Raw genomic sequence first — 20,845 nt, forward strand, 5'->3', positions numbered from 1 at the left:
AACTTAACATAAGTATCTTGAAAATGATTAACTCTGAGGTTGTTTATGTCATCCAGAACGCCATATAAGGTGTTATGTGTTTGTTTGGGAAATATTTGTCGTTCTCCCACGGCAGAAGTGGTACTCAGACATTATTGTGATGAACAGAAACTCGATATTGTGGTCGACTCAGCAGGAACCAGTAATTACCATCCGGGGAAAGCACCTGATTTGCGTAGCCAGCAACATGCCTTAAAACGGGGTTATGATCTTTCTGGCCTGCGTGCGCGTCAACTCAAAACCCATGATTTTATTGATTATGATCTGATTCTAGCGATGGATCTGGAAAATCTGGCAGATATTCAGGCGCTTCAGCATCAGGCAGAGGCAGAATTCGGACGCCTGCGTGCCCAGGTTGCTTTAATGAGTGAACATGATCAGCACTATCCAAAACAGGCTTTACCAGACCCATATTATGGTGGGGCAGATGGTTTTGAACGTGTCCTGAACCAATGTGAGTCAAGCAGTCAGGCCTGGGTAGAAATTTTTAAACAACATCAAACAGAAAAGGTTTAAGTCATGCAGATTCAGACTCAGGTTCAACTTAAACCTTTTAACACGCTAAATCTTGAAGCGATTGCCGCTTACTACAGCCGGATCCAATCAACTGAAGACCTGATTACTGCACTGGAGTTTGCTGAGCAGCAACAACTGAATGTGCTGATTCTTTCTGGCGGTAGCAATATGTTATTGCCAGAACAGATTGACGCACTCGTCCTGCATATGAATATCCAGGGCATTGAAATGCTGGAAGGAAATGAGCAGCATCAATTTCTGCGAGTAGGTGGGGGTCAAGTTTGGCATGACTTCGTACTCTGGACGACAGAACAGAAATTCTATGGTCTGCAGAATCTGGCCCTGATTCCCGGACTAGTCGGTGCATCTCCCGTGCAGAATATTGGGGCATATGGTGTCGAAGTCGGCGAATTTATTCATGCGGTAGAGGTCTATGACCGTAAGCTGAAAAAATTTGATTCCATTCCTGCCTCAGACTGTCATTTTTCCTATCGTCATAGTATTTTTAAAGATGATCCAACACGTTATGTGATTACATATGTTACTTTTAAATTATTAAAACAGGCAAATCTGAAACTGAATTATGGTGATCTTAAAGCAGCGGTGGGTGATAATCTCACAGCAGAAAACTTGCAGCAGCAGGTGATCCGGATTCGTCAGAGCAAACTGCCTGACCCTAAAGAATTTCCAAACGTGGGAAGTTTCTTTAAAAATCCTATCGTAAATCAACAGGTTTTTGACCAAATTGCTGTGCATTTTCCTAATTTGCCCCATTATCCGCAGGCCAATGATCAGGTTAAAATGGCGGCAGGCTGGCTGATTGATCAGGCAGGCTGGAAGGGGAAACAGCTTGGGCCAGTAGGCATGTTCCATAAACAGGCACTGGTTCTGGTGAACTATGGTCATGCTTCTCTGACGGATGTCCGTCAAACCTATGGCGCAGTACAGCAGGCTGTCTGGGACAAATTCAAGATTATGCTCGAACCTGAACCGGTATTATTTGATTGTAAAGGCTTAATTCGATCTCATCAGGATAAATAACGTATATGAAAAACACCCATTGGATGGTCCGTTTAGTACAAATCGTCGCAGGACTGTTTGTATTTTTCGGCTGTTTGGTGATGTTGATCTATTCGCCATTTTATTCTCAGCTCGTGGTTAAGGGACTCAATCGATTTGTGTCCTTTGAAATTAACGAAGTTGCAGCACAAAGCCAGAAAATGGCTTCCCTGAGTGAAGATGATACGCTTGAACCAGGTTCTGATCAGTGGATTGCCCGTCAGGCTTATTTGCGTGTGATGGAGCAGGATATCCAGAAAAATCATTCGTCCAATCTGATGCTGATTCAGGCACGCTACAAGATACTGCAACAGATGATTGAAGAACATCAGCGTGAACAGCAGGAAGAAAAAGCAGAACAGAACCAACCCGCACAAGTGCCTTTATTATCCCAGCAAGAACCTGTGGAAGCCGTTGACCCGACTCAGAAGGTCCGCGAACTGCTGGAATGGGATAGTAATGAAAACAAAGAACGCATTGAGCAATATATTGAATTCTTGACGACTCATCCTCTGGAAGATGAAGAAGCGAGTGCCGTTCAGGTCACAGCGAAAGAAGAAATCAAGGAAGATCTGGCTTTACTGCAAGAACAGCAGCAACAGAAACCGGTCAATCAGTCTAAACCTTATGCCATTGTGGTCTTGGGTGGGGGTCTAACCTTGCATGAAAATGGTAAGGATATTGTGGTCAATGACTATACCCGTTTGCGTCTGGAAACCACACTCGCAGTTGAAAAACAGTATCAGTTACCGATCGTATTGAGTGGTGTGGAAGCGCCGTATATGCAGCGCTGGTTACAAAATTACAATGTCGATGCCAAATTGCTTGAAGACCGCAGCATGAATACCTGTGAAAATACCCGTTTCAGCTCGTTATTATTGCAAAAAAAAGGTGGGGCACCGACTGTGATTCTGATTACCGACCGTTATCATATGCCGCGTACCCGTCGTCTGTTTGCACTGAATGGTATTCAAACCATTCCAGTGGAAGCACCGATGCCGAAGTCCTTGACCCGTTGGCGTCCAAGCCGACAAAATTATGATCATAGTCGCCGTGCCAATTATGAAATGCTGGCCACTATCCGCGATATGTGGTTTGGCTCCAGTGACTGTCGGGAGGTGCCTTAATGTCTGATATTCCGTTTTTAAATCCGACCATCCTGAAACAGCTGGATTTACCTGTGCCAAGCAGGGAAACAACGCCACAGCTTTTGCAGCCCTTAAACCTGAATAGGGATGACCAGCCGACTATTGATCTGCTGTCTTATCGCAGACTGTATGGCTTTGATTTGCTGGATTGCAAGCATTGGCAGGGCTATGTACAGATGCCGCTGTTTAAACTGCATGTGCAAGTATTTACACCTAATCTGGAAAATACCCGTTTTGACAAGATTCAGGGAACGGCGTTTCTATTACATGGATATCTGGAACATAGCGGAATTTATCAGCCGATCGTACGTGAGTTGCTGGAACAGGGCTTTAGCGTCCTGACCTATGACCTGCCGGGGCATGGTCTCAGCGATGGTTCATCTGCCAGTATCCAGAATTTTGATCATTACCAGCAGGTTTTGCATGCGGTATATCGTTATGTGAAGCATGCCGAGCAATTACCTAAACCATGGGTCGGTATTGGACAAAGTACCGGTGGTGCGATCTGGATGCACCATTTGCTCGAATTTGCAGAACGACGCGAAAATCCGTTTGTAGATCGCGTGCTGTTATTGTCACCGTTGATTCGTCCGGCTAAAACTGCCTGGTGGCATAATCCGCTCGGACTCGGCATTATCAGCCGGATCAAGCGTGAAGTACCACGTCATTTCCGCCGTAATAACCATAATCCTGAATTTCTACGTTTTATCCGACTCAAAGATCCTTTACAACCCCGCATGATGGGTATGGACTGGATTCTGGCGATGTCACGCTGGATGCTGGAAATGGAAGCACGTCCAGCCTGTCGAATCCCTGTCTGGTTAGCTCAAGGTGCTCAGGATCAGACAGTGGACTGGCGTTACAATATTGAATTTATCCGGCGCAAGTTCCGCCTGCAAACTTTGCTAATGCTGGAAGAAGGTTCACATCAATTGATTAATGAACGCGCGGATATTCGTGCAGCATTAACGGGTTTAATTCCAGCCTTTTTACATGCGCATGGCAGTAAGACCTATTATTAAATTATCTCGCTCTCAATTAAAAAAGGCGTTTTAGTAAACGCCCTTTTCTTGTCTAATTTGACTAAGTTTTGATTCTTATAGGCTCAAAAACTTTCCAGTTTGGCCATATTCCACATACGGAAATAAAAGTTTTCCTCATCTTTATTTTCACAGTGTAATAATTCACCTTCTTTAAGCCAGAAATGAATCTGGGCAAAGTTCTTGATTTCATGATTGCTGATTCGCTGTGCCAGATGATGCGGTTTAATAGCAGAAGGATGTTTTAAACCTGCTGAAGCGATTAGCTCAGACAGGGCATGCATTGTATTTTTATGGAAATAAAATACTCGCTCGGCCTTAGTCGGGACATGCAGGGCTTTTTGACGCTCTTTATCCTGAGTAGTGACTCCCACAGGGCATTGATTGGTATGACAACTTTGAGCCTGAATACATCCGACTGCAAACATGAATCCGCGCGCTGAATTGACCCAGTCAGCTCCAAGTGCCATGGTACTAGCAATATCAAAGGCACTGATAATTTTCCCGCTTGCACCAATTTTAATCTTGTCTCTCAATCCTGCACCGACCAAGGTATTGTGCACAAACAAAAGACCTTCTCTTAAAGGAGTACCCATATAGTCAATCAATTCAATTGGTGCAGCACCGGTACCGCCCTCAGATCCATCTACCACAATAAAATCAGGATAAATTTTGGTATGTAGCATGGCTTTCACCATACTCATAAATTGCCAAGGTTGACCCAGACAAAGCTTGAATCCGACTGGCTTACCTTCAGAAAGCTCACGTAGTTGTTGAATGAAATTCATCATTTCAATCGGGGTTTTAAACGCCGGATGTCCAGAAGGTGAGACACAGTCATGTTCACGGCTAATCCCGCGAATCTGAGCAATTTCTTCTGAAATCTTGGCTTTAGGTAAAATCCCGCCATGTCCAGGCTTTGCACCTTGTGAGAGTTTGATTTCAATCATCTTCACTTGAGGAAGTTTGGCTTTTTCTGCAAATTTCACCGGATCAAACTGACCCTCTAAGGTCCGGCAACCAAAATAGCCGCTACCAATTTCCCAGACAATGTCACCGCCATGTTCCAGATGATAAGGGCTGATACTACCTTCACCGGTATCGTGAAAGAATTTGCCTTTTTGTGCACCAAGATTTAAAGCCCGAACCGCATTAGCACTTAAACTGCCAAAACTCATAGCCGAGATATTCAAAATTGAAGCAGAATAGGGCTGCGTACACTGCTCATTGCCAATCAGAATGCGGAAGGTTTCTGGATCGGCAGGTCTGCAAGGGGTGAGGGAATGGCTAATAAACTTATAGTTTTCTTCATAGACATTCATGATTGAGCCGAAGGGCTTATCTGAATTTTCATTTTTGGCCCGTTGATACACCAGACTGCGCTGCATACGTGAAAATGGCAGGGCATCCCGATCCGCTTCAATAAAATACTGACGAATTTCAGGACGGAATTCTTCAAAGATAAAGCGGAAATGACCCATAATCGGGTAATTTTTTAAGATTGAATGTCTGTTCTGCAAGACGTCATATAAGCCTAGCAGGCTCAGCAGAATACTGACGATCCATAAGGTATTCACCAAAGTTGCCGGCATAAAATAATAGATATAGCGCGGTTCATAACCGATATGAAAAATCGTAAAAATAACGGCGATGGTGATGCAGGCAAACCAGACCGAATGCCGTGAAAAGAAAGTATTAAGTAATTTGTGTCGTACTAATTGCGCAGGGTTAGCCATTATGAAATTAAATCCCTATTTCCACTACGATAGCGTTTAATAATGTGCAGAGCTGCCTGGCTTATACAAGCATAGAATTGTTTTTTAATTTTATAAGCTTGCTGAAAATGGAATGATAGTGGTTATACCTGACTTCAAGATAGATAATAAATTTTCCAAATAATCTTCTATGGAAAAATTGTGCAAAAGGCATGCATTCTTTTTATTTCAAAAACAGGCTTAAGCGCTTTATAGTAATTTTTATCCCAATAGCAGGAGTGTAAATTATGATAAAAAAATCGATTCGTTTTAATAAGGCAGAGCTGGCTTGCTCATGTTGTCAGACTCTTTAATTTTTAATGTGACACATCCGGTCTGTTTTCTGGGGCAAGAGGAAAGCAGACTGGCTCAGTAGCAGACCACCAGAGCAATAATAAAAATAAAATAATAAATTGATCAGGTCCCCAAAATGGGGACTTTTTTATTCTTTGGAAGAAGCTGAATCAGTGTCATTCGCTTGATAAACAGCATTTGCCACTATTTTTGGTTCGATATGCTTGATTTTATTGCCAAAACTGCGCAACCACCAGACCAGTTGCGAGGTAAAAGGCACAGTAGCACTAATCAGAGCCATGCCATTTTCAATTTTTTCAATTTTTTGATCTTTGCTTAGCTGACTTTCTTCAAAATAGTGTGCATCAGATTCAGGCATGCTCAGTTGAAGCAATACATTTTCTGTTGGCTGGTTAAAATCGACCCGGAATCCTAAAGCGCCAGATTCGATGTATTCATCAATATCAAAATTTACCGGATGCAGGGCACGAGAATTCAGCACCACCGCTGATTTAAAACGGTGCAGGGCAAAGGTTTGAATATCCGATTTATCATGACGGGTACAGACCAGATAGATAATTGAACCTTTTTGTACTAATGCCAGCGGATTTAAAATATAGGTTTTCTCTTCGCCATTATGACCACGACCCTGATAAACACATTCCAGCTGTTTGTCCTGTAACAGGCCTTCGTAAATCGCCTGTTGGGCCGTTTTATCGACTACAGGCGGAATAAGTGGCTGAGTGGCGGGCACGATTCTGACCCGGTTAATCCATTGCCGTACATTATTTTGTGATGACAGGCTGCGTCGAGCCAGATCAAACCAGGGATTCATTTCTTCAATCAGACTAGGCGGCAGCAGATGTTTCAGGTGTTCCTCAACCATCATAAAGGTCACCGCCTGTGAACTGGTCATGTGCGGCAAGCTTTGAATAGGCGCATCTGAGCGCCAGCGCCAGCCTTGGGGTGTAGTTTTACTGCTTTCAATCGGGAAACGCTGGGCAATCTGGTTCAGGTCACGCTGAATGGTACGCAGACTGATCTCAATCCCTTCACGATTCAGGATTTCTTGGAGTTCACGGGTTCCCATCCATTTGCCGGTAGAAAGACGCGACAAGATTTGCCATTGGCGGTAAAGGCTATTGGAGGTTTCTTTTTCTTGTGCTGACATAATGTATTTTTACTGGCAATCAGTGGAAACAAATTAAATATGAGCTTACCACAATAAGAAATCTGGATTTTTTTCGCAAGTTATTCTGCGCAACAATTGTCCTACAATCCGTAAACATCTTGGTGAAAAATGATATTGAGTGAATAGGCACTTTACTGGGTTAATACAGACTTCGAAACGGATGTAATGGCATGGATATTGCTCTGATTTTATTATAATAGATTACAATGACGAGGTTTGTATGCTAAAAGAAAGCCAGGATACAAATACTATTACAACAGTAGAAAATCATACTGCAGCAGATTTAAGCAAAAATTTTACAGATACTACAGCACTCAATATTTCAATTAAGTATAGTCCGCATTTTTTATACCAAGAGATTTCCTCGAAATTTTTCAATGAAATGCGTGATCATCAGGTAATAAACAGTCAAGCAGGTCAACGAATTGAAGAATGGCTGACACAGCATACACTGGATGAACTGAATCAGCTAAATGAAGTAGCAAAAGAACATTTTCTTTATGACGGTATTACGTTTACCGTATACGGCGATGAGCAAGGCACTGAGCGGACTATTCCTTTTGATGTAATTCCCCGGGTGATTGCCCGTAAACAGTGGAATATGGTGGCACTCGGTTCAGCACAGCGCGTTCGAGCCTTAAACCTGTTTCTACATGATATTTATCATCAGCAGGATATTCTCAAAGCCAATATTGTCCCTGAACTTCAGGTGCTGACTCATGAAGCGTATCAGCCGCATATGTACCAGCATCATTTGAAAGGCAGTATCTATAGCCAGATTAGCGGGATTGATATTATCCGGGATTCCAAAGGCGAATTTTATGTACTAGAAGATAACCTGAGAACGCCATCTGGTGTGTCCTATATGCTGGAATGCCGCAAGATCAGCCAGAAGTTAATGCCAAAAGTCTTTGAGCAATCCAATATTGCTGGTATTGAACAATATCCAAAACTCTTAAAAGAAATTCTGGCGGAAAATGCCTATACCGATAATCCTTTCATCGTAGTTTTGACTCCAGGTCGTTTCAATAGCGCTTACTATGAACACGCCTGTCTTGCAAGGGAGATGGATGTGCCTTTAGTGACATCACGTGATCTTTTTGTTGAGAACTCGAAGGTTTATGTAAAAACGATACGTGGGCGTCAACAGGTTGATGTTATTTATAGAAGGGTCGACGACGCCTATCTTGATCCACTGTGCTTTAAACCAGACAGTACTTTGGGTGTTCCAGGCTTAATGTCCGCATATTTACAGCATAATGTTGTAATCGCAAATGCACCGGGTACAGGTGTGGCAGATGATAAATCGATTTATCCTTATGTCGATAAAATGATTCATTTTTATTTAGGTGAAAAACCGATTTTAAATAATGTTCCAACCTACCAATGCCGTAATCCCGAAGATCTGGACTATGTATTGGCAAATTTGGATCAGCTGGTCGTCAAGGAAGCACAAGGTTCTGGCGGTTACGGCATGCTGATTGGGCCACAAGCCTCTCAACAGCATATTGATATTTTCAGAGATAAGATTTTAGCTGCGCCGCATTTATATATTGCGCAGCCAACTTTGGATTTGTCGGTCAGTCCGACTTTAAGCAATTTTGGTATTGCTGAACGACATATTGATTTGCGTCCTTTTGTCTTGAGCTCACCTTACCGCACTGAAATTGTGCCAGGTGGTCTGACCCGGGTAGCCATGCAGGCAGGCTCACTGGTGGTCAACTCATCGCAAGGTGGCGGGATCAAAGATACCTGGGTAGTCGACAACTTACATTCATAACATTCCAAAGAAGGATAACGTCATGGTTTTGTTAAATACCAATGCGCAACATATTTTTTGGTTAGGCCGTTATTTATCTCGTACCCAGTTTTTATGTTCGCATTTTCCATTTTTAGATGATGAAGCTGCTGTGGCTTATGCACATGCTTTCTGTTTGCCTGCGTTTGATGCCAGTTCATTAAATGAGCTGGTTCTGGATAGTACCCAGCCGACTTCATTTACCCAGCAGTTTCAGGTGGCAAAAGACAATATTCAGGAATTACGCGGTGTATTGTCTAGCAAAGCCTATTCCGAACTACTGAAACTGATTAAAACTGCCGATCAGAATGCCGGTTATATCTGCGATGTCGTGACAGATTGTGCCGAAATTCTGGAAGCAGAATCATCAGATGTATTTCTATTTTTCAGTCTGGGCCAATGTCTGGAACAGCTTGATCAGCAGTTACGTCTCGGTGAAGATACGACCCGTACCTTATGTAAAATCGATTATATCGTGGATACACTCTGTGAAATTGGCTGGGGCAGTGTAAAGCAATACTGGACACAGTTACGTGCCGCACCTGATCTGAAGCAATTTTACCAGTTTAGTGATCATATTCATCGCTTGTTCGAGGCTGATGTATGAAATTGATGGTGAATCACCAAACGCAATATACGTACACAGCCGAGGTGAGGAACAGTATTCAGTATATCAAAATGATGCCTTCCACCAATGAGCATCAGAAAGTGCATTATTGGGATGTCAGTGTACCGGGTCAGAAAGTGATTCGGCATGATGCCTTTAAAAATCTCTGGATGACAAGTACACAGCGTGAATCCTATCATAGCCTGATGATCATGGCACAAGGCATCGTTGAGCTAAATCTCAAGCATGAGCAGGGCTTAAATGATTCCTTAAATCCATATCTGTTTTTACAGCCGACTGAAGCCACAAAATGTAATGCAGAGATGAAGGATTTTGCAGGGCGGCATGTTCCAGCATTAACTCGTAAACATTTAATCGGCTTGGCCCAAGCCGTACTCGAACACGTTCCTTATATAGCAAATAGTACTACGGTACAGGGTTCTGCGATTGATGCTTTTGAAGCACGTCAGGGTGTCTGTCAGGATCACAGTCATATTTTTATCGCCATGTGTAAACATTTAGGTTTACCATCACGTTATATATCAGGTTATCTTTATGCACAGAATGCCTCACATCTGGCGAGTCATGCTTGGGCTGAGGTATTTGTTGAACAGGCATGGTACTGTTTTGATGTGAGTAATCTGTTATTTACGCCAAGTGCGCATGTCTATGTCGCGGTGGGACGCGACTATTGGGATGTTGCACCAGTACGTGGTGTAAGAGAAGAAGGCGGTGTGGAATCCATGTATTCCATCGTCCAGGTACTAGGATGTTAATTCATTAATAAGGACAAAAAATGACGTATTGTTGTGCCCTTCGTTTAGAGCAAGGTATGCTATTTATCAGTGATACACGCACCAATGCCGGTGTGGATCACATTTCGGTATTTCGAAAATTATATACCTTTGGGGTAGATGGGGAGCGCGTCATCGTACTCCAGGCCTCCGGAAACCTGGCAACAACACAGGCAGTGATCGGACATATCAGAAATCAGCTAGAACTCAGGCAAGAACCGAATATCCTGAGTTTGCCAACTATGTTTGATGTTGCGGAACTGATGGGCAATACGCTTAAAAAAGTAATTGCCAATGTCACAGATGATAGTTTGGAACAAAGTACTTACTATTGTAATTTCCTGGTCGGCGGCCAGATTAAAAATCAGGAAATGCAACTCTATCATATCTACCCGCAAGGCAATTTTATTTGCGCGACACGGGATACGCCATATTTCCAGATTGGTGAAAGTAAATATGGTAAGCCGATTCTGGATCGTGCCTTGACCTATGATATGCCACTCGATGAGGCATTACGTTGTTCGCTAATTTCTTTTGCATCTACCTTACGTTCAAATGTATCTGTCGGTATGCCGTTAGATGTACTCGTCTATAAAAAAGACAGTTTAATGATGCCAAAGGGTAAGCGTATTGCTGAAGACGATGAGTATTTTACGGATATTAGCCGGCAATGGTCTGAAACTTTAAAGAAAGGCCTGGCTGAATTACCCACCCCATCGAATGATTATTTCTTATAATATTTATAGGAATAAAAATAAGTTTTTTTTATAAGAATTAGTAAAAATTGACTGCTTAGTGTACAGTGCTAACTTCTATAAGATATTGCATAGATAAGAATAGAGGTTAGCCGCATGTACCAATTTTGTTACGCCAGTGAAAGTACCTCGTCCAAAGCCGACTTACTTCAAGATTTAACGGATATCCTTAAAGAAGCACGTGATTTTAATCATCCTAATCAAATAACAGGTGTGCTTTATTTTGCTGATGGACATTTTTTCCAGTGCCTGGAGGGTGAATGTCTGGTTTTAAAAGCTTTACTGACAGAGAGACTATCTAAAGATTCACGCCATAAAAATATTAAACTATTTGAAACTAAAGAGATTGAGCAGCGTACTTTTGGCGACTGGTCAATGAAATATATTTCTAAACGTAGTTCTATTCAACAATTCTGTCAAGAGATGGGATTTGAAGTTTTTACGCCTAATGATTTTAACCAGGAACAAGTAGATGCTTTATTACTTGAACTGTCATTAATCGAAAATGAAGAGCAAAAATCAGCTTGAATACTGACCGTATAAAAAGCCCAATTTATATTGGGCTTTTTTATTTTTGGCTAGTTTTTCTTTAAACCAGTTTGCGTACCGGGCGGGCAGACATACGGCAAAGTAATTCATAACCAATGGTGCCATTGGCTTCAGCCACATCATCGATCAGACGGGATTTGCCCCATAGTTCGACTTCAGTACCTAATTCCAGATTGAGACCCGTTGCATCAATGGCAATCATGTCCATTGCGACACGGCCAATCACACGGGTTTGCTGACCATTAATCGCTACATGGTTCTGTTTAGGGAAAGCACGTGGATAACCGTCACCATAACCGATAGAAACAATGGCTAAAGTCATATCTTGATCAGCAGTGAAAGTAGAACCATAACCGACATGTTCACCCGCTTTGATATTATTCAATGCAATCACTTCGGCAGTAAAAGTCATGACTGGTTTTAGATCCAGATCATGTACAGTCTTGTCTGCAAATGGAGTCGCGCCGTAGAGCATGATGCCCGGACGAACAAAGTCAAAATGCAATTCTGGATATTTATAGATCGCAGCTGAGTTACAGCAAGAACCCATTAAAGGTGCGCAGTCATTTTTTACTTCAAGAAACTGCTGGATTTGCTGTTCATTGAGAGGATGTTCCGCATCAGCATTGGCAAAGTGCATCGCCAGCACGCAGGTAAAACCTTCTGCTTTTAATTGATTGATCACATTTTTAATCACATCAATTTTAAAACCAAGACGGTTCATACCGCTGTTGAGTTTCACCCAAACTTTTAAGCCTTTCGCAATATAGGCTTCTTTATTTGCCAGTAACCAGTCCAGTTGTGGCTGATGATGCACAATGACTTCAATATTCTGATTGATCACAACCTGCATTTCATCTGCAGAGAAAATGCCTTCGATTAGGGTAATGGGTTGCTGGTAGCCGAGTTCACGAATTTCCAGGGCTTCTTCCAGACAGGCGACCCCAAAGGCATCACTATCTTTTAAGGCTGCTAAGCAGTCTTTAACTCCATGTCCGTAAGCATTGGCTTTGACCATGCTGACGATTTTAGCGGTTGGGGCAAGTTGTTTGACACGGTTTAAATTATATTGCAGTGCTTCACTGTCAATATAAACTGTAGCTTGGCGCACCCTAGATACTCCTGCGGGATGACAAAAATAATATCGTGTGAAACACACAAAAGAGGGAGAGAAATAACGGGATTGTAAAAACAAAAGCGGTCATTTCAGAATTGCGAATATTGTAGACCTATCTACCATAAATGGACATGCTCATTTATATAATTTCATGCACAGCAAGCATTCTAAATAAAAAAGAGACCATCTCGGCCTCTTTTTTGGAATCAGATTAATCTTGAATGCTTACTCTTCATCATCATACTGGGCATAGAACTCAGGAGAGAGGTTACTGAAACGGGTATATTGACCTTCAAATGCCAGACGAACTGTACCAATTGGACCATTACGCTGTTTACCGATAATAATCTCGGCAGTGCCGGCTTCTTTCGATTCTTTGTTATAAACCTCGTCACGGTAAATAAACATGATCAAATCGGCATCCTGCTCGATCGCACCAGACTCACGAAGGTCAGACATCACCGGGCGTTTGTTTGGACGGTTCTCTAGAGAACGGTTCAACTGTGATAAGGCAATCACAGGGCACTGCATCTCTTTGGCCAAGGCTTTTAAGCTTCGAGAAATTTCCGAGATCTCGCCTACACGGTTATCACCCATACCCGGCACTTTCATCAACTGAAGATAATCGACCATGATACAACCGAGCTTACCGCCATGCATTTTGGCAATACGACGCGCACGCGCACGTACCTCAGTTGGTGGTAGTGCTGAGGAATCATCAATATAAAGATGCTTTTCCTGTAAATGCACAATGGTACTGGTCACTTTTGACCATTCATCACTGTCCATTTTACCAGCACGTAAGTGACCCTGATGTACACGGCCAAATGACGAAATCAAACGCATCGCAATCGAATCCGCTGGCATTTCCATCGAATAGACCAGCGCAGGGAGGTTGTTGTTAAACAGCACACTTTCGACCAGGTTCATGGCAAAGGTGGTTTTACCCATAGAAGGACGGGCTGCGACAATAATTAAATCGCCAGCCTGCATACCGGAAGTTTTGTTGTCTAGTTCCACGAAACCGGTGGTCAGACCGGTAATTGAACCTTCTAATTGGGACAGTTCATTTAGCTTATCGAATACATCAGCTACAACGGTATTAATCGCTTTCGGACCTTGAGCCTTGGCATTGTTATTATGTTGTTCGGCAATCGAGAAAATATTAGTTTCGGCCAGATCCAGAATTTCACTCACCGGACGGCCTTTAGTGTCATAGGCATTCTGTAAAATTTCAGAGCTGACCTTGATCATGCTACGTAAAGTAGAGAACTCTTTAATTTTGCCGGCATAGGTTTCCAGGTTATAAAAACTCGAAGGCGAATCAGCCATCAGCTGCATTAAATATTCTTCACCACCGACCGCATCGAGTAAGTTCTGCTTGATGAGCCAGTCATGAACCAGTACTGCATCATAAGGCGAATTTTCCTTAGAAAGCTGTTCAATGGCACGGAAGATATATTTATGCCGGGTCGCATAAAAATCATTTTCGGTGAGTACATCGCCGACTTGTTCAAAAGATTCAGCCACAGTCATAAGGGCAGCAAGTACAGCCTGTTCAATCGCTAAATTGTGCGGGGGAGTACGGAACTCCTTAAGTTGGGTATCAGCAACAATTTCTGGTTTAGCGGTAGGTGCCTTTTTGCTGGCATTCGCCTGTGACATATAAATCCCTGATTTTAAATACAATGGTTAAATATTGTCGGAGATGAATAAGGTTTATTCACTACGAGATGAAATGATACGCGGTCTGATCCAAAATGCGAAGTGCAATTTTTTGTGAACACGAAGAATAAATTGAATTTTCTACTGTTGAGCAGATTATATTTTTTAGAGATAAAAAAAGAGCATGCCAAAGCATGCCCTTTTTTCGGTGAGAAATTACTCAGCTACGATAGTAACCAGAACTTCTGCAGCAACATCATGGTGCAATTGGATTGCGATGTTGAATTCACCAGTGTTGCGAAGCGCGCCATTTGGAAGACGAACTTCAGCACGGTCAACTGTAAGACCAGCATTTGTCAACGCGTCAGCGATGTCACGAGTACCGATTGAACCGAACAGTTTACCTTCATCACCAGCTTTCGCAGTGATTACGATGTTAACTTCGTTCAATTGGTCAGCACGTGCTTGAGCAGCAGCTAATACTTCAGCTTCTTGTTTCTCAAGTTCAGCACGACGAGCTTCAAAAGCAGCAGTGTTAGCTTCAGTAGCTGCAACTGCTTTACCTTGAGGGATCAAGTAGTTACGGCCGTAACCAGCTTTAACTGAAACTTTATCACCAAGTTTACCAAGGTTTTTAATGCGTTGTAATAAGATAATATCCACAGCTCAACCTCACTTATGATTGTCAGTGTAAGGGATCAAAGACAAGTAGCGAGCTTGTTTGATAGCAAGTGCTAGCTGACGTTGGTAACGAGCTTTAGTACCTGTAATACGGCTAGGAACAATCTTGCCGTTTTCAGTGATGTACTGTTTTAAAGTGTCGATATCTTTGTAGTCGATGTACGTAACGTTCTCAGCTGTAAAGCGGCAGAACTTGCGACGACGGTAAAAACGTGCCATGTTAGGTTCTCCTTATGCTTCAGCAGAGTCTTGAGCTTGTTGTGCTTCTTCACGTTGAGCTTTACGCGCACGTTTTTCTTCAGCACTCTTAGCCAATAGTGACTCTTCAGTGATAGCGTTTTCACGACGGATGATAAGGCTACGAATGATTGCATCGTTATAACGGAACAATTCTTCTAGCTCATCAAGAGTAGTTTGACCACACTCAACATTCATCAGAATGTAGTGAGCTTTGTGGATCTTGTTGATTGGATAAGCCAATTGACGACGGCCCCAGTCTTCAAGACGGTGGATTTGACCTTCAGCTTCTTTGATGTGAGTCAGGTAACGTTCTACCATACCCACAACTTGATCGCTTTGGTCTGGATGTACCAATAGTACGATTTCGTAGTGACGCATTGTCAGCTCCTTACGGTTTAAACAGCCCCAATTTAAGTGAAATTGAAGCAAGGAGTCACAACCTTGGTTGTGTCGCATAATATGCGAAGCGTGAAGTTTAGTGGTTTTGGGGCTGAAATACAAGCAAATCTTGCCAGATGATGAATGTTTAAGCAGGTATGGAAACAAATGAAAAATTTACAAGAGTTAAATTTCTAAAAGAAACACAATTACTTTAAGTAAGCTTGAAAGGAATTATGGATTTAGCAGAAGAATTAAAAAAGATAGAGTAAAACTCTATCTTCTTAAAAGAATATGATTGGATTCTGCGGGGCAGTAGAGGTAAAACTGAAAATAATACTGATCACGGTAATCAGTTTGACCGAGAACATGAAATACTGTTTTGCCCATGCCTGATCATCTTCAGCTTTAAAGCCCTGAATACTGAGATAGATCCAGTAAAGCGTCATCAGATTCAATACCACCAGATAGATCCAGTTTGCATAACCATAAACAAATAAAGCATTCATGGTAATTCCGAACAATATCACGTAGATCAAAGATTCGATCTTGGTACGTCGAATTGAACGGGCGACAGGCAGAATCGGAATGCCTGCATTTTTGTAATCTTCAAAACGGTAAACTGCAATTCCCCATGAATGAGGCATTTGCCAGAGTGCATACCCTAGAAAAATTAAAAGGGCACCTAAGTCAAACTGACCTGCAACTGCGGTATAACCGATCACAGGCGGTGCTGCGCCAGAAATACTGCCTACCAGTGTTTGGTGAATAGTTGTTCGTTTTGTCCATAAGCTGTAAAAACCAACGTATACGACAAAACCAATAACTGCGAATAGGAAAGCGTATGCATTTACCCAGAACCATAAAATGCCAAAACCGATCATACCTAGTACAAAAGCAAAGGCGAGAGCAACAGGTACAGAAATGGTTTTTTTGACAAGTGCGCGATTTTGCGTGCGCTGCATTTTTTGGTCAATGTCCTGATCAATAACGTTATTGACCACGCATCCTGATGCCACTACGAGAGTAGTACCAATAAGAGTAAGAAGCAGGAGAAGGAAATCTACAGAACCTTGAGTGGCTACGAAGTAGCCACCCAAAGTGGTAACAAAGTTACCGAAGAGAATTCCTGGCTTAGTCAGGAATAAATACTTTTTCAGCATGACAACCAGTTTAGATCATCATGTTGTAGTGTAGGTAGTTCATGATCCATACAGAACCCACTAAAAGAATAGCGATGGTTAAGATGGTATACACAAATGCAATTACGTTCCAGCGTTGCTCTGAAGAAGAGTTCATGTGCAAGAAGTAAATTAATTGCACAAGAATCTGAGCGACTGCAGTAATTGCAATAGCAGTAATCAAGATACCGCGGCTAAAACCACCTGCCATGACCATACCGAATGGAATTACAGTAAGGACAACAGACAGGATGAAGCCAACAGTATATTGCTTCATGTTACCGTGTGATTCGCCAGCAGCGTTATGATCATGACTCATTATAGAACTCCCATCAAGTAAACTACGCTGAATACACAGATCCATACGATGTCAAGGAAGTGCCAGAACAAGCTTAGGCACGCAAGACGACGAGTGTTAGGTAGAGTCAAACCATATTTCTTGATTTGAATCATTAACACGATCATCCATACCAAACCTGAAGTCACGTGGATACCGTGTGTACCTACCAGCGTAAAGAACGAAGACAGGAACGCAGAAGTGCTAGGGCCATGACCAGCATGAACTAAATGATTGAACTCATAAAGTTCCATACCGATGAAGGCAGCACCAAATAACCAAGTGATCGCTAACCAGGTAAGAACCTGACCAACGTTTTTCTTGTAGGCAGCTAGAACGGCAAAACCAAAAGTTACGGAAGAGATCAAAAGGGCAAACGTTTCAGTTAAAACGAAACCTAATGAATCACCAAACAGATCACGCGCGCTTGGAGTGCCTAATGGAACGTGGCTACTTAAAACAGCGAATGCAATGAAGAGTGTACCGAAAAGGATAAGGTCACTCATCAAGTAAGTCCAGAAACCAAAGACAGTGATGTCGGTATCATCGTGATGATGATGCTCATCGTGTCCGTGGTTATCGTGATGAAGTACTTCAGCCATGGTCTTAGTCCTTCTTCAAGTGTTTTTCAAGGATCGCATAACGTTCACCTTCAATACGCTCAACTTCAGCAGCAGGAACATAGTAATCCACTTTCTTGGTGAAAGAAGACACGATGAAGCTGATGATAGCTGCTACGAAAGTAACCGCTACTAACCACCAGATGTGCCAGATTAACGCGAAGCCCATAACAGTAATGAACATTGCGATAATGAAACCAGCAGCACGGTTAGTCGGCATATGGATATCTTCGTACTTCGTAGGTTTTGCATAAGCAACACCGTTTTCTTTCTCGATCCAGAAAGTATCAATACCATTGATCTTTGGAAGATGAGCAAAGTTATAGAACGGAGCAGGAGAAGATGTAGACCATTCAAGCGTACGACCATCCCATGGATCGCCAGTCAAATCTAGACGTTGATCGCGTTGTAGGAAACCAACAACGATTTGCATAATGAAACATACAATACCAAGTGCAACAAGAACTGCACCGAACATTGCGATGTTTACATATGGATCCCAGTCTGGGTTATCAAATGTATTCAGACGACGAGTCATACCCATGAAACCAAGGATATAAAGTGGCATGAATGCAAAGTAGAAACCGAAGAACCAGAACCAGAATGCTGCTTTACCCCAAGTCTCATTCAGTCTCCAACCGAACATTTTCGGCCAGTAGAAGATGATACCCGCGAACATCGCGAATACTACACCACCAATAATTACGTTATGGAAGTGAGCGATCAGGAATAAAGAGTTATGTACCAGGAAGTCCGCTGGTGGAACCGCCATCAATACACCTGTTAAACCACCGATACCAAAAGTCACAAGGAAGCCAAGTGTCCATAGCATTGGGGTAGTGTAAACGATACGACCCTTGTACATGGTGAACAACCAAGAGAAGATTTTTACACCAGTAGGAATCGCAATAATCATGGTCATGATACCGAAGAACGCGTTAACGTTGGCACCTGCACCCATGGTAAAGAAGTGGTGAACCCATACAACGAATGACAATACTGTAATTGCAACTGTTGCATATACCATTGATTTGTAACCGAACAACGCTTTACGAGCGAAAGTCGATACAACTTCAGAGTAAATACCAAATGCTGGCAATACCAGAATGTATACTTCTGGATGACCCCAAGTCCAAATCAAGTTCACATAAAGCATTGGGCTACCGCCTAGCTCGTTTGTGAAGAAGTGGAAGCCGAAGTAACGGTCAAGAGACAGCATTGCAATAGTAGCAGTCAATACTGGGAATGCCGCGATAATCAATACTGCTGTACATAAAGATGTCCAGGTAAAGATTGGCATTTCCATCAGTTTCATGCCAGGCGCACGCATTTTGATGATGGTAACGAAGAAGTTAACACCCGTTAATAGCGTACCCAGACCTGAAATCTGCAGTGCCCAGATGTAGTAATCCACACCGACGCCAGGAGAGTATTCAATGCCTGATAGTGGAGGATAAGCCATCCAACCAGTCGCAGCGAATTCACCTAGAGCAAGTGAAACCATCATCAAACCTGCAGCACCAGCAAACAGCCAGAAGCTTAAAGAGTTTAATAATGGGAATGCAACGTCACGTGCACCGATTTGAAGCGGTACAGAGATGTTCATTAAACCAACAACAAGACCCATTGCCACGAAGAAGATCATGATCACACCGTGTGCGGTGAAGATCTGGTCATAGTGTTCTGGGTGCAAGTAACCTTCGCCGCCACCTTTTGCAAGGAACTGCTGAAGACGCATCATGATCGCATCGGCGAAACCACGTACCAGCATGATCACTGATACAAAGATATACATGATACCAATTTTTTTATGGTCTACAGATGTGAACCATTCGTTCCACAGGTAGCCCCATTTTTTGAAGTAGGTAATACCTGCAACAACTGCGATACCACCTAAGATCATCATTGCAACAGTTACCAGTACGATTGGATCGTACGGAATTGCATCTGGACCTAACTTACCTAAGAAGCTCATGAATTATTCTCCTTGAGAAGCAGTCGCATGTTCAACATCTACATGTGCTTCAGAAGCAGCTGCTTCCTGGTGAGCAACAGAAGACGCTGAGTGATCAGCACCGTGATAGTTACTCATGTAGTTATTGATCACAGATTCAAACAAACCTTGCTCAACAGAAGAGTAGTAAGTCACTGGATGTGGCTTAGTTGGGTAAGGCTTCATTGCTTCAGCAGCAGCCTTCTCTTCAGGAGTCGTAGCTTTTGCAATAATCGCTTCGATTTGGTGTTTACCACGGTTACCGTCACGCAAGCTTGCAAATTCAGCTTGGTCTAAAACAGTTTTTTGAACTGCTTCTGGATTTACTGAAGTACCGTTACCTGCTTTAACTGCAGCTACCCATTCAGCAAACTGAGCATCAGTCACAGCATGTGCACGGAAGCGCATTTGTGAGAAGCCATAGCCTGAATAGTTAGAAGAGAAACCGCGGTAGCCTTCAGCTGGGCTAGTTTCGTCTGCCATTAAGTTCAGGTGAGTTTGCATACCCGCCATTGCATAGATCTGACCACTTAACGCAGGGATGAAGAATGAGTTCATCGTGAAGTTAGAAGTCAAACGAAGACTTACCGGAGTTTTCTCTGGGAAGCGAATTTCGTTTACAGTCGCAATGTTTTGTTCTGGGTAGATGAAGATCCATTTGAACTGTTCAGCAATAACCTGAACTGTTAATGGTGCTTTATCTGCCTCAAGTGGGCGGTATGGGTCGTACTTGTGGGAACCCCACCAAGTTAACCAAGCTAAAATACCAATAATAATGACAGGGATACCCCAAACTACAATTTCAATCGCAGTAGAGTGTGCCCATGTAGGTTTATAGTCTGCGTCTTTATTCGATGCGCGATATTTCCAACCGAACCATAATGCCATGATAATTGATGGGATTACCACCAATAGCATTAAGTAAATCGCAGTCATCATCAGGCTACTTTGGCCTTCAGCAACTGGACCCTTAGAGTTCAGAAGTACTAGATCACCACCACACCCTGTTAAAAGTGCAGCCATCGTTGATAAAGACAATACAGCTAAAATCGTTTGTCTCATTTTACAACCTCGGTGAAGAGTCCCAT

General features: G+C 42.7%; 21 protein-coding genes. 9 read left to right on the forward strand and 12 right to left on the reverse strand.

All coding sequences use genetic code 11. The features are described from left to right. The first annotated feature begins 45 nt into the window (after positions 1 to 45). From AC4MCC_RS06255 to AC4MCC_RS06270, 4 genes are read left to right on the forward strand one after another with little or no spacing between them, the layout of a single operon-like run. A complete protein-coding gene (locus AC4MCC_RS06255; RefSeq protein ID WP_419374610.1) occupies positions 46 to 555 on the forward strand; it encodes a low molecular weight protein-tyrosine-phosphatase in 510 nt (169 codons plus the stop codon). A gap of 3 nt (positions 556 to 558) precedes the next feature. Then, complete coding sequence (gene murB, locus AC4MCC_RS06260; protein WP_419374611.1) at positions 559 to 1,596, forward strand: UDP-N-acetylmuramate dehydrogenase; 1,038 nt, start codon at positions 559 to 561, stop codon at positions 1,594 to 1,596. Between the two features lie 5 nt (positions 1,597 to 1,601). Next, a complete protein-coding gene (locus AC4MCC_RS06265; protein ID WP_180002226.1) occupies positions 1,602 to 2,741 on the forward strand; it encodes a YdcF family protein in 1,140 nt (379 codons plus the stop codon). Beyond that, the gene (locus tag AC4MCC_RS06270; protein WP_005236036.1) at positions 2,741 to 3,784 is read left to right on the forward strand and encodes an alpha/beta hydrolase; all 1,044 of its coding nucleotides are present in this window, start codon (positions 2,741 to 2,743) and stop codon (positions 3,782 to 3,784) included. The genes AC4MCC_RS06265 and AC4MCC_RS06270 overlap by 1 nt, the downstream gene beginning before the upstream one ends. Positions 3,785 to 3,867: 83 nt before the next feature. Here the strand turns inward: AC4MCC_RS06270 and AC4MCC_RS06275 are convergent, their stop codons facing one another. Continuing rightward, positions 3,868 to 5,538, reverse strand: coding sequence for an FMN-binding glutamate synthase family protein (locus AC4MCC_RS06275; protein ID WP_004783900.1), 1,671 nt, complete (start codon positions 5,536 to 5,538; stop codon positions 3,868 to 3,870). Between the two features lie 460 nt (positions 5,539 to 5,998). After that, positions 5,999 to 7,021, reverse strand: a complete 1,023-nt coding sequence (locus AC4MCC_RS06280; RefSeq protein ID WP_419364865.1) for a helix-turn-helix transcriptional regulator — start codon at positions 7,019 to 7,021, stop codon at positions 5,999 to 6,001. Between the two features lie 241 nt (positions 7,022 to 7,262). On the opposite strand from AC4MCC_RS06280, the gene AC4MCC_RS06285 reads away from it, so the two are divergent. The 5 genes from AC4MCC_RS06285 to AC4MCC_RS06305 all read left to right on the forward strand — a co-directional run bounded on the left by AC4MCC_RS06285 (position 7,263) and on the right by AC4MCC_RS06305 (position 11,524). Beyond that, positions 7,263 to 8,822 (forward strand): circularly permuted type 2 ATP-grasp protein, encoded by a 1,560-nt coding sequence (locus AC4MCC_RS06285; RefSeq protein WP_419364863.1) that lies wholly within the window; start codon positions 7,263 to 7,265, stop codon positions 8,820 to 8,822. A 22-nt stretch (positions 8,823 to 8,844) separates the two neighbouring features. After that, positions 8,845 to 9,447: an alpha-E domain-containing protein gene (locus AC4MCC_RS06290; protein WP_419364861.1), complete on the forward strand. Its 603-nt coding sequence runs from the start codon at positions 8,845 to 8,847 to the stop codon at positions 9,445 to 9,447. Beyond that, positions 9,444 to 10,223 (forward strand): transglutaminase family protein, encoded by a 780-nt coding sequence (locus AC4MCC_RS06295; protein ID WP_419364859.1) that lies wholly within the window; start codon positions 9,444 to 9,446, stop codon positions 10,221 to 10,223. Before AC4MCC_RS06290 ends, AC4MCC_RS06295 begins: the two co-directional genes overlap by 4 nt. Positions 10,224 to 10,243: 20 nt before the next feature. Then, positions 10,244 to 10,978 (forward strand): proteasome-type protease, encoded by a 735-nt coding sequence (locus AC4MCC_RS06300; RefSeq protein ID WP_419364857.1) that lies wholly within the window; start codon positions 10,244 to 10,246, stop codon positions 10,976 to 10,978. 114 nt (positions 10,979 to 11,092) lie between these two features. Then, positions 11,093 to 11,524 (forward strand): BLUF domain-containing protein, encoded by a 432-nt coding sequence (locus AC4MCC_RS06305; RefSeq protein WP_419364856.1) that lies wholly within the window; start codon positions 11,093 to 11,095, stop codon positions 11,522 to 11,524. Positions 11,525 to 11,585: 61 nt separating this feature from the next. Here AC4MCC_RS06305 and alr read toward each other — a convergent pair whose 3' ends face one another. The 10 genes from alr to cyoA form a co-directional block, all read right to left on the reverse strand. Then, positions 11,586 to 12,656 (reverse strand): alanine racemase, encoded by a 1,071-nt coding sequence (gene alr, locus AC4MCC_RS06310; RefSeq protein ID WP_419364854.1) that lies wholly within the window; start codon positions 12,654 to 12,656, stop codon positions 11,586 to 11,588. A gap of 231 nt (positions 12,657 to 12,887) precedes the next feature. Then, positions 12,888 to 14,327, reverse strand: coding sequence for a replicative DNA helicase (dnaB, locus tag AC4MCC_RS06315; protein ID WP_004783882.1), 1,440 nt, complete (start codon positions 14,325 to 14,327; stop codon positions 12,888 to 12,890). 216 nt (positions 14,328 to 14,543) lie between these two features. Further along, the gene (gene rplI / locus AC4MCC_RS06320; protein ID WP_004783880.1) at positions 14,544 to 14,990 is read right to left on the reverse strand and encodes a 50S ribosomal protein L9; all 447 of its coding nucleotides are present in this window, start codon (positions 14,988 to 14,990) and stop codon (positions 14,544 to 14,546) included. A gap of 9 nt (positions 14,991 to 14,999) precedes the next feature. Continuing rightward, entirely contained in the window at positions 15,000 to 15,227 is a 228-nt protein-coding gene (rpsR, locus tag AC4MCC_RS06325) for a 30S ribosomal protein S18 (protein WP_004278792.1), read from the reverse strand. Between the two features lie 12 nt (positions 15,228 to 15,239). Further along, positions 15,240 to 15,626 (reverse strand): 30S ribosomal protein S6, encoded by a 387-nt coding sequence (gene rpsF / locus AC4MCC_RS06330; RefSeq protein WP_004696436.1) that lies wholly within the window; start codon positions 15,624 to 15,626, stop codon positions 15,240 to 15,242. Positions 15,627 to 15,910: 284 nt separating this feature from the next. Beyond that, positions 15,911 to 16,789 carry a heme o synthase gene (gene cyoE, locus AC4MCC_RS06335; protein ID WP_419364851.1) on the reverse strand — a complete coding sequence of 293 codons (879 nt, stop codon included), beginning with the start codon at positions 16,787 to 16,789 and terminating at the stop codon, positions 15,911 to 15,913. A gap of 10 nt (positions 16,790 to 16,799) precedes the next feature. Continuing rightward, a complete protein-coding gene (locus AC4MCC_RS06340) occupies positions 16,800 to 17,129 on the reverse strand; it encodes a cytochrome o ubiquinol oxidase subunit IV (RefSeq protein WP_171064814.1) in 330 nt (109 codons plus the stop codon). After that, positions 17,126 to 17,746, reverse strand: coding sequence for a cytochrome o ubiquinol oxidase subunit III (gene cyoC / locus AC4MCC_RS06345; protein WP_004783873.1), 621 nt, complete (start codon positions 17,744 to 17,746; stop codon positions 17,126 to 17,128). The genes AC4MCC_RS06340 and cyoC overlap by 4 nt, the downstream gene beginning before the upstream one ends. 4 nt (positions 17,747 to 17,750) lie before the next feature. Continuing rightward, on the reverse strand, positions 17,751 to 19,739 hold the full coding sequence (gene cyoB, locus AC4MCC_RS06350) for a cytochrome o ubiquinol oxidase subunit I (RefSeq protein WP_180013021.1): 1,989 nt from the start codon (positions 19,737 to 19,739) through the stop codon (positions 17,751 to 17,753). A 3-nt stretch (positions 19,740 to 19,742) separates the two neighbouring features. Next, positions 19,743 to 20,819, reverse strand: coding sequence for a ubiquinol oxidase subunit II (gene cyoA / locus AC4MCC_RS06355; protein WP_005236020.1), 1,077 nt, complete (start codon positions 20,817 to 20,819; stop codon positions 19,743 to 19,745). Positions 20,820 to 20,845: the final 26 nt, after the last annotated feature.

Source organism: Acinetobacter sp. CAU_H_56 (assembly GCF_058599425.1).

What these genes read in the sequence shown, in the direction of transcription:
- AC4MCC_RS06255 (WP_419374610.1), top strand. Translation starts at nt 46, where the DNA reads ATGTCATCCAGAACGCCATATAAGGTGTTATGTGTTTGTTTGGGAAAT.
- murB (WP_419374611.1), top strand. Translation starts at nt 559, where the DNA reads ATGCAGATTCAGACTCAGGTTCAACTTAAACCTTTTAACACGCTAAAT.
- AC4MCC_RS06265 (WP_180002226.1), top strand. Translation starts at nt 1,602, where the DNA reads ATGAAAAACACCCATTGGATGGTCCGTTTAGTACAAATCGTCGCAGGA.
- AC4MCC_RS06270 (WP_005236036.1), top strand. Translation starts at nt 2,741, where the DNA reads ATGTCTGATATTCCGTTTTTAAATCCGACCATCCTGAAACAGCTGGAT.
- AC4MCC_RS06275 (WP_004783900.1), bottom strand. Translation starts at nt 5,538, where the DNA reads ATGGCTAACCCTGCGCAATTAGTACGACACAAATTACTTAATACTTTC.
- AC4MCC_RS06280 (WP_419364865.1), bottom strand. Translation starts at nt 7,021, where the DNA reads ATGTCAGCACAAGAAAAAGAAACCTCCAATAGCCTTTACCGCCAATGG.
- AC4MCC_RS06285 (WP_419364863.1), top strand. Translation starts at nt 7,263, where the DNA reads ATGCTAAAAGAAAGCCAGGATACAAATACTATTACAACAGTAGAAAAT.
- AC4MCC_RS06290 (WP_419364861.1), top strand. Translation starts at nt 8,845, where the DNA reads ATGGTTTTGTTAAATACCAATGCGCAACATATTTTTTGGTTAGGCCGT.
- AC4MCC_RS06295 (WP_419364859.1), top strand. Translation starts at nt 9,444, where the DNA reads ATGAAATTGATGGTGAATCACCAAACGCAATATACGTACACAGCCGAG.
- AC4MCC_RS06300 (WP_419364857.1), top strand. Translation starts at nt 10,244, where the DNA reads ATGACGTATTGTTGTGCCCTTCGTTTAGAGCAAGGTATGCTATTTATC.
- AC4MCC_RS06305 (WP_419364856.1), top strand. Translation starts at nt 11,093, where the DNA reads ATGTACCAATTTTGTTACGCCAGTGAAAGTACCTCGTCCAAAGCCGAC.
- dnaB (WP_004783882.1), bottom strand. Translation starts at nt 14,327, where the DNA reads ATGTCACAGGCGAATGCCAGCAAAAAGGCACCTACCGCTAAACCAGAA.
- rpsR (WP_004278792.1), bottom strand. Translation starts at nt 15,227, where the DNA reads ATGGCACGTTTTTACCGTCGTCGCAAGTTCTGCCGCTTTACAGCTGAG.
- rpsF (WP_004696436.1), bottom strand. Translation starts at nt 15,626, where the DNA reads ATGCGTCACTACGAAATCGTACTATTGGTACATCCAGACCAAAGCGAT.
- cyoE (WP_419364851.1), bottom strand. Translation starts at nt 16,789, where the DNA reads ATGCTGAAAAAGTATTTATTCCTGACTAAGCCAGGAATTCTCTTCGGT.
- cyoC (WP_004783873.1), bottom strand. Translation starts at nt 17,746, where the DNA reads ATGGCTGAAGTACTTCATCACGATAACCACGGACACGATGAGCATCAT.
- cyoB (WP_180013021.1), bottom strand. Translation starts at nt 19,739, where the DNA reads ATGAGCTTCTTAGGTAAGTTAGGTCCAGATGCAATTCCGTACGATCCA.
- cyoA (WP_005236020.1), bottom strand. Translation starts at nt 20,819, where the DNA reads ATGAGACAAACGATTTTAGCTGTATTGTCTTTATCAACGATGGCTGCA.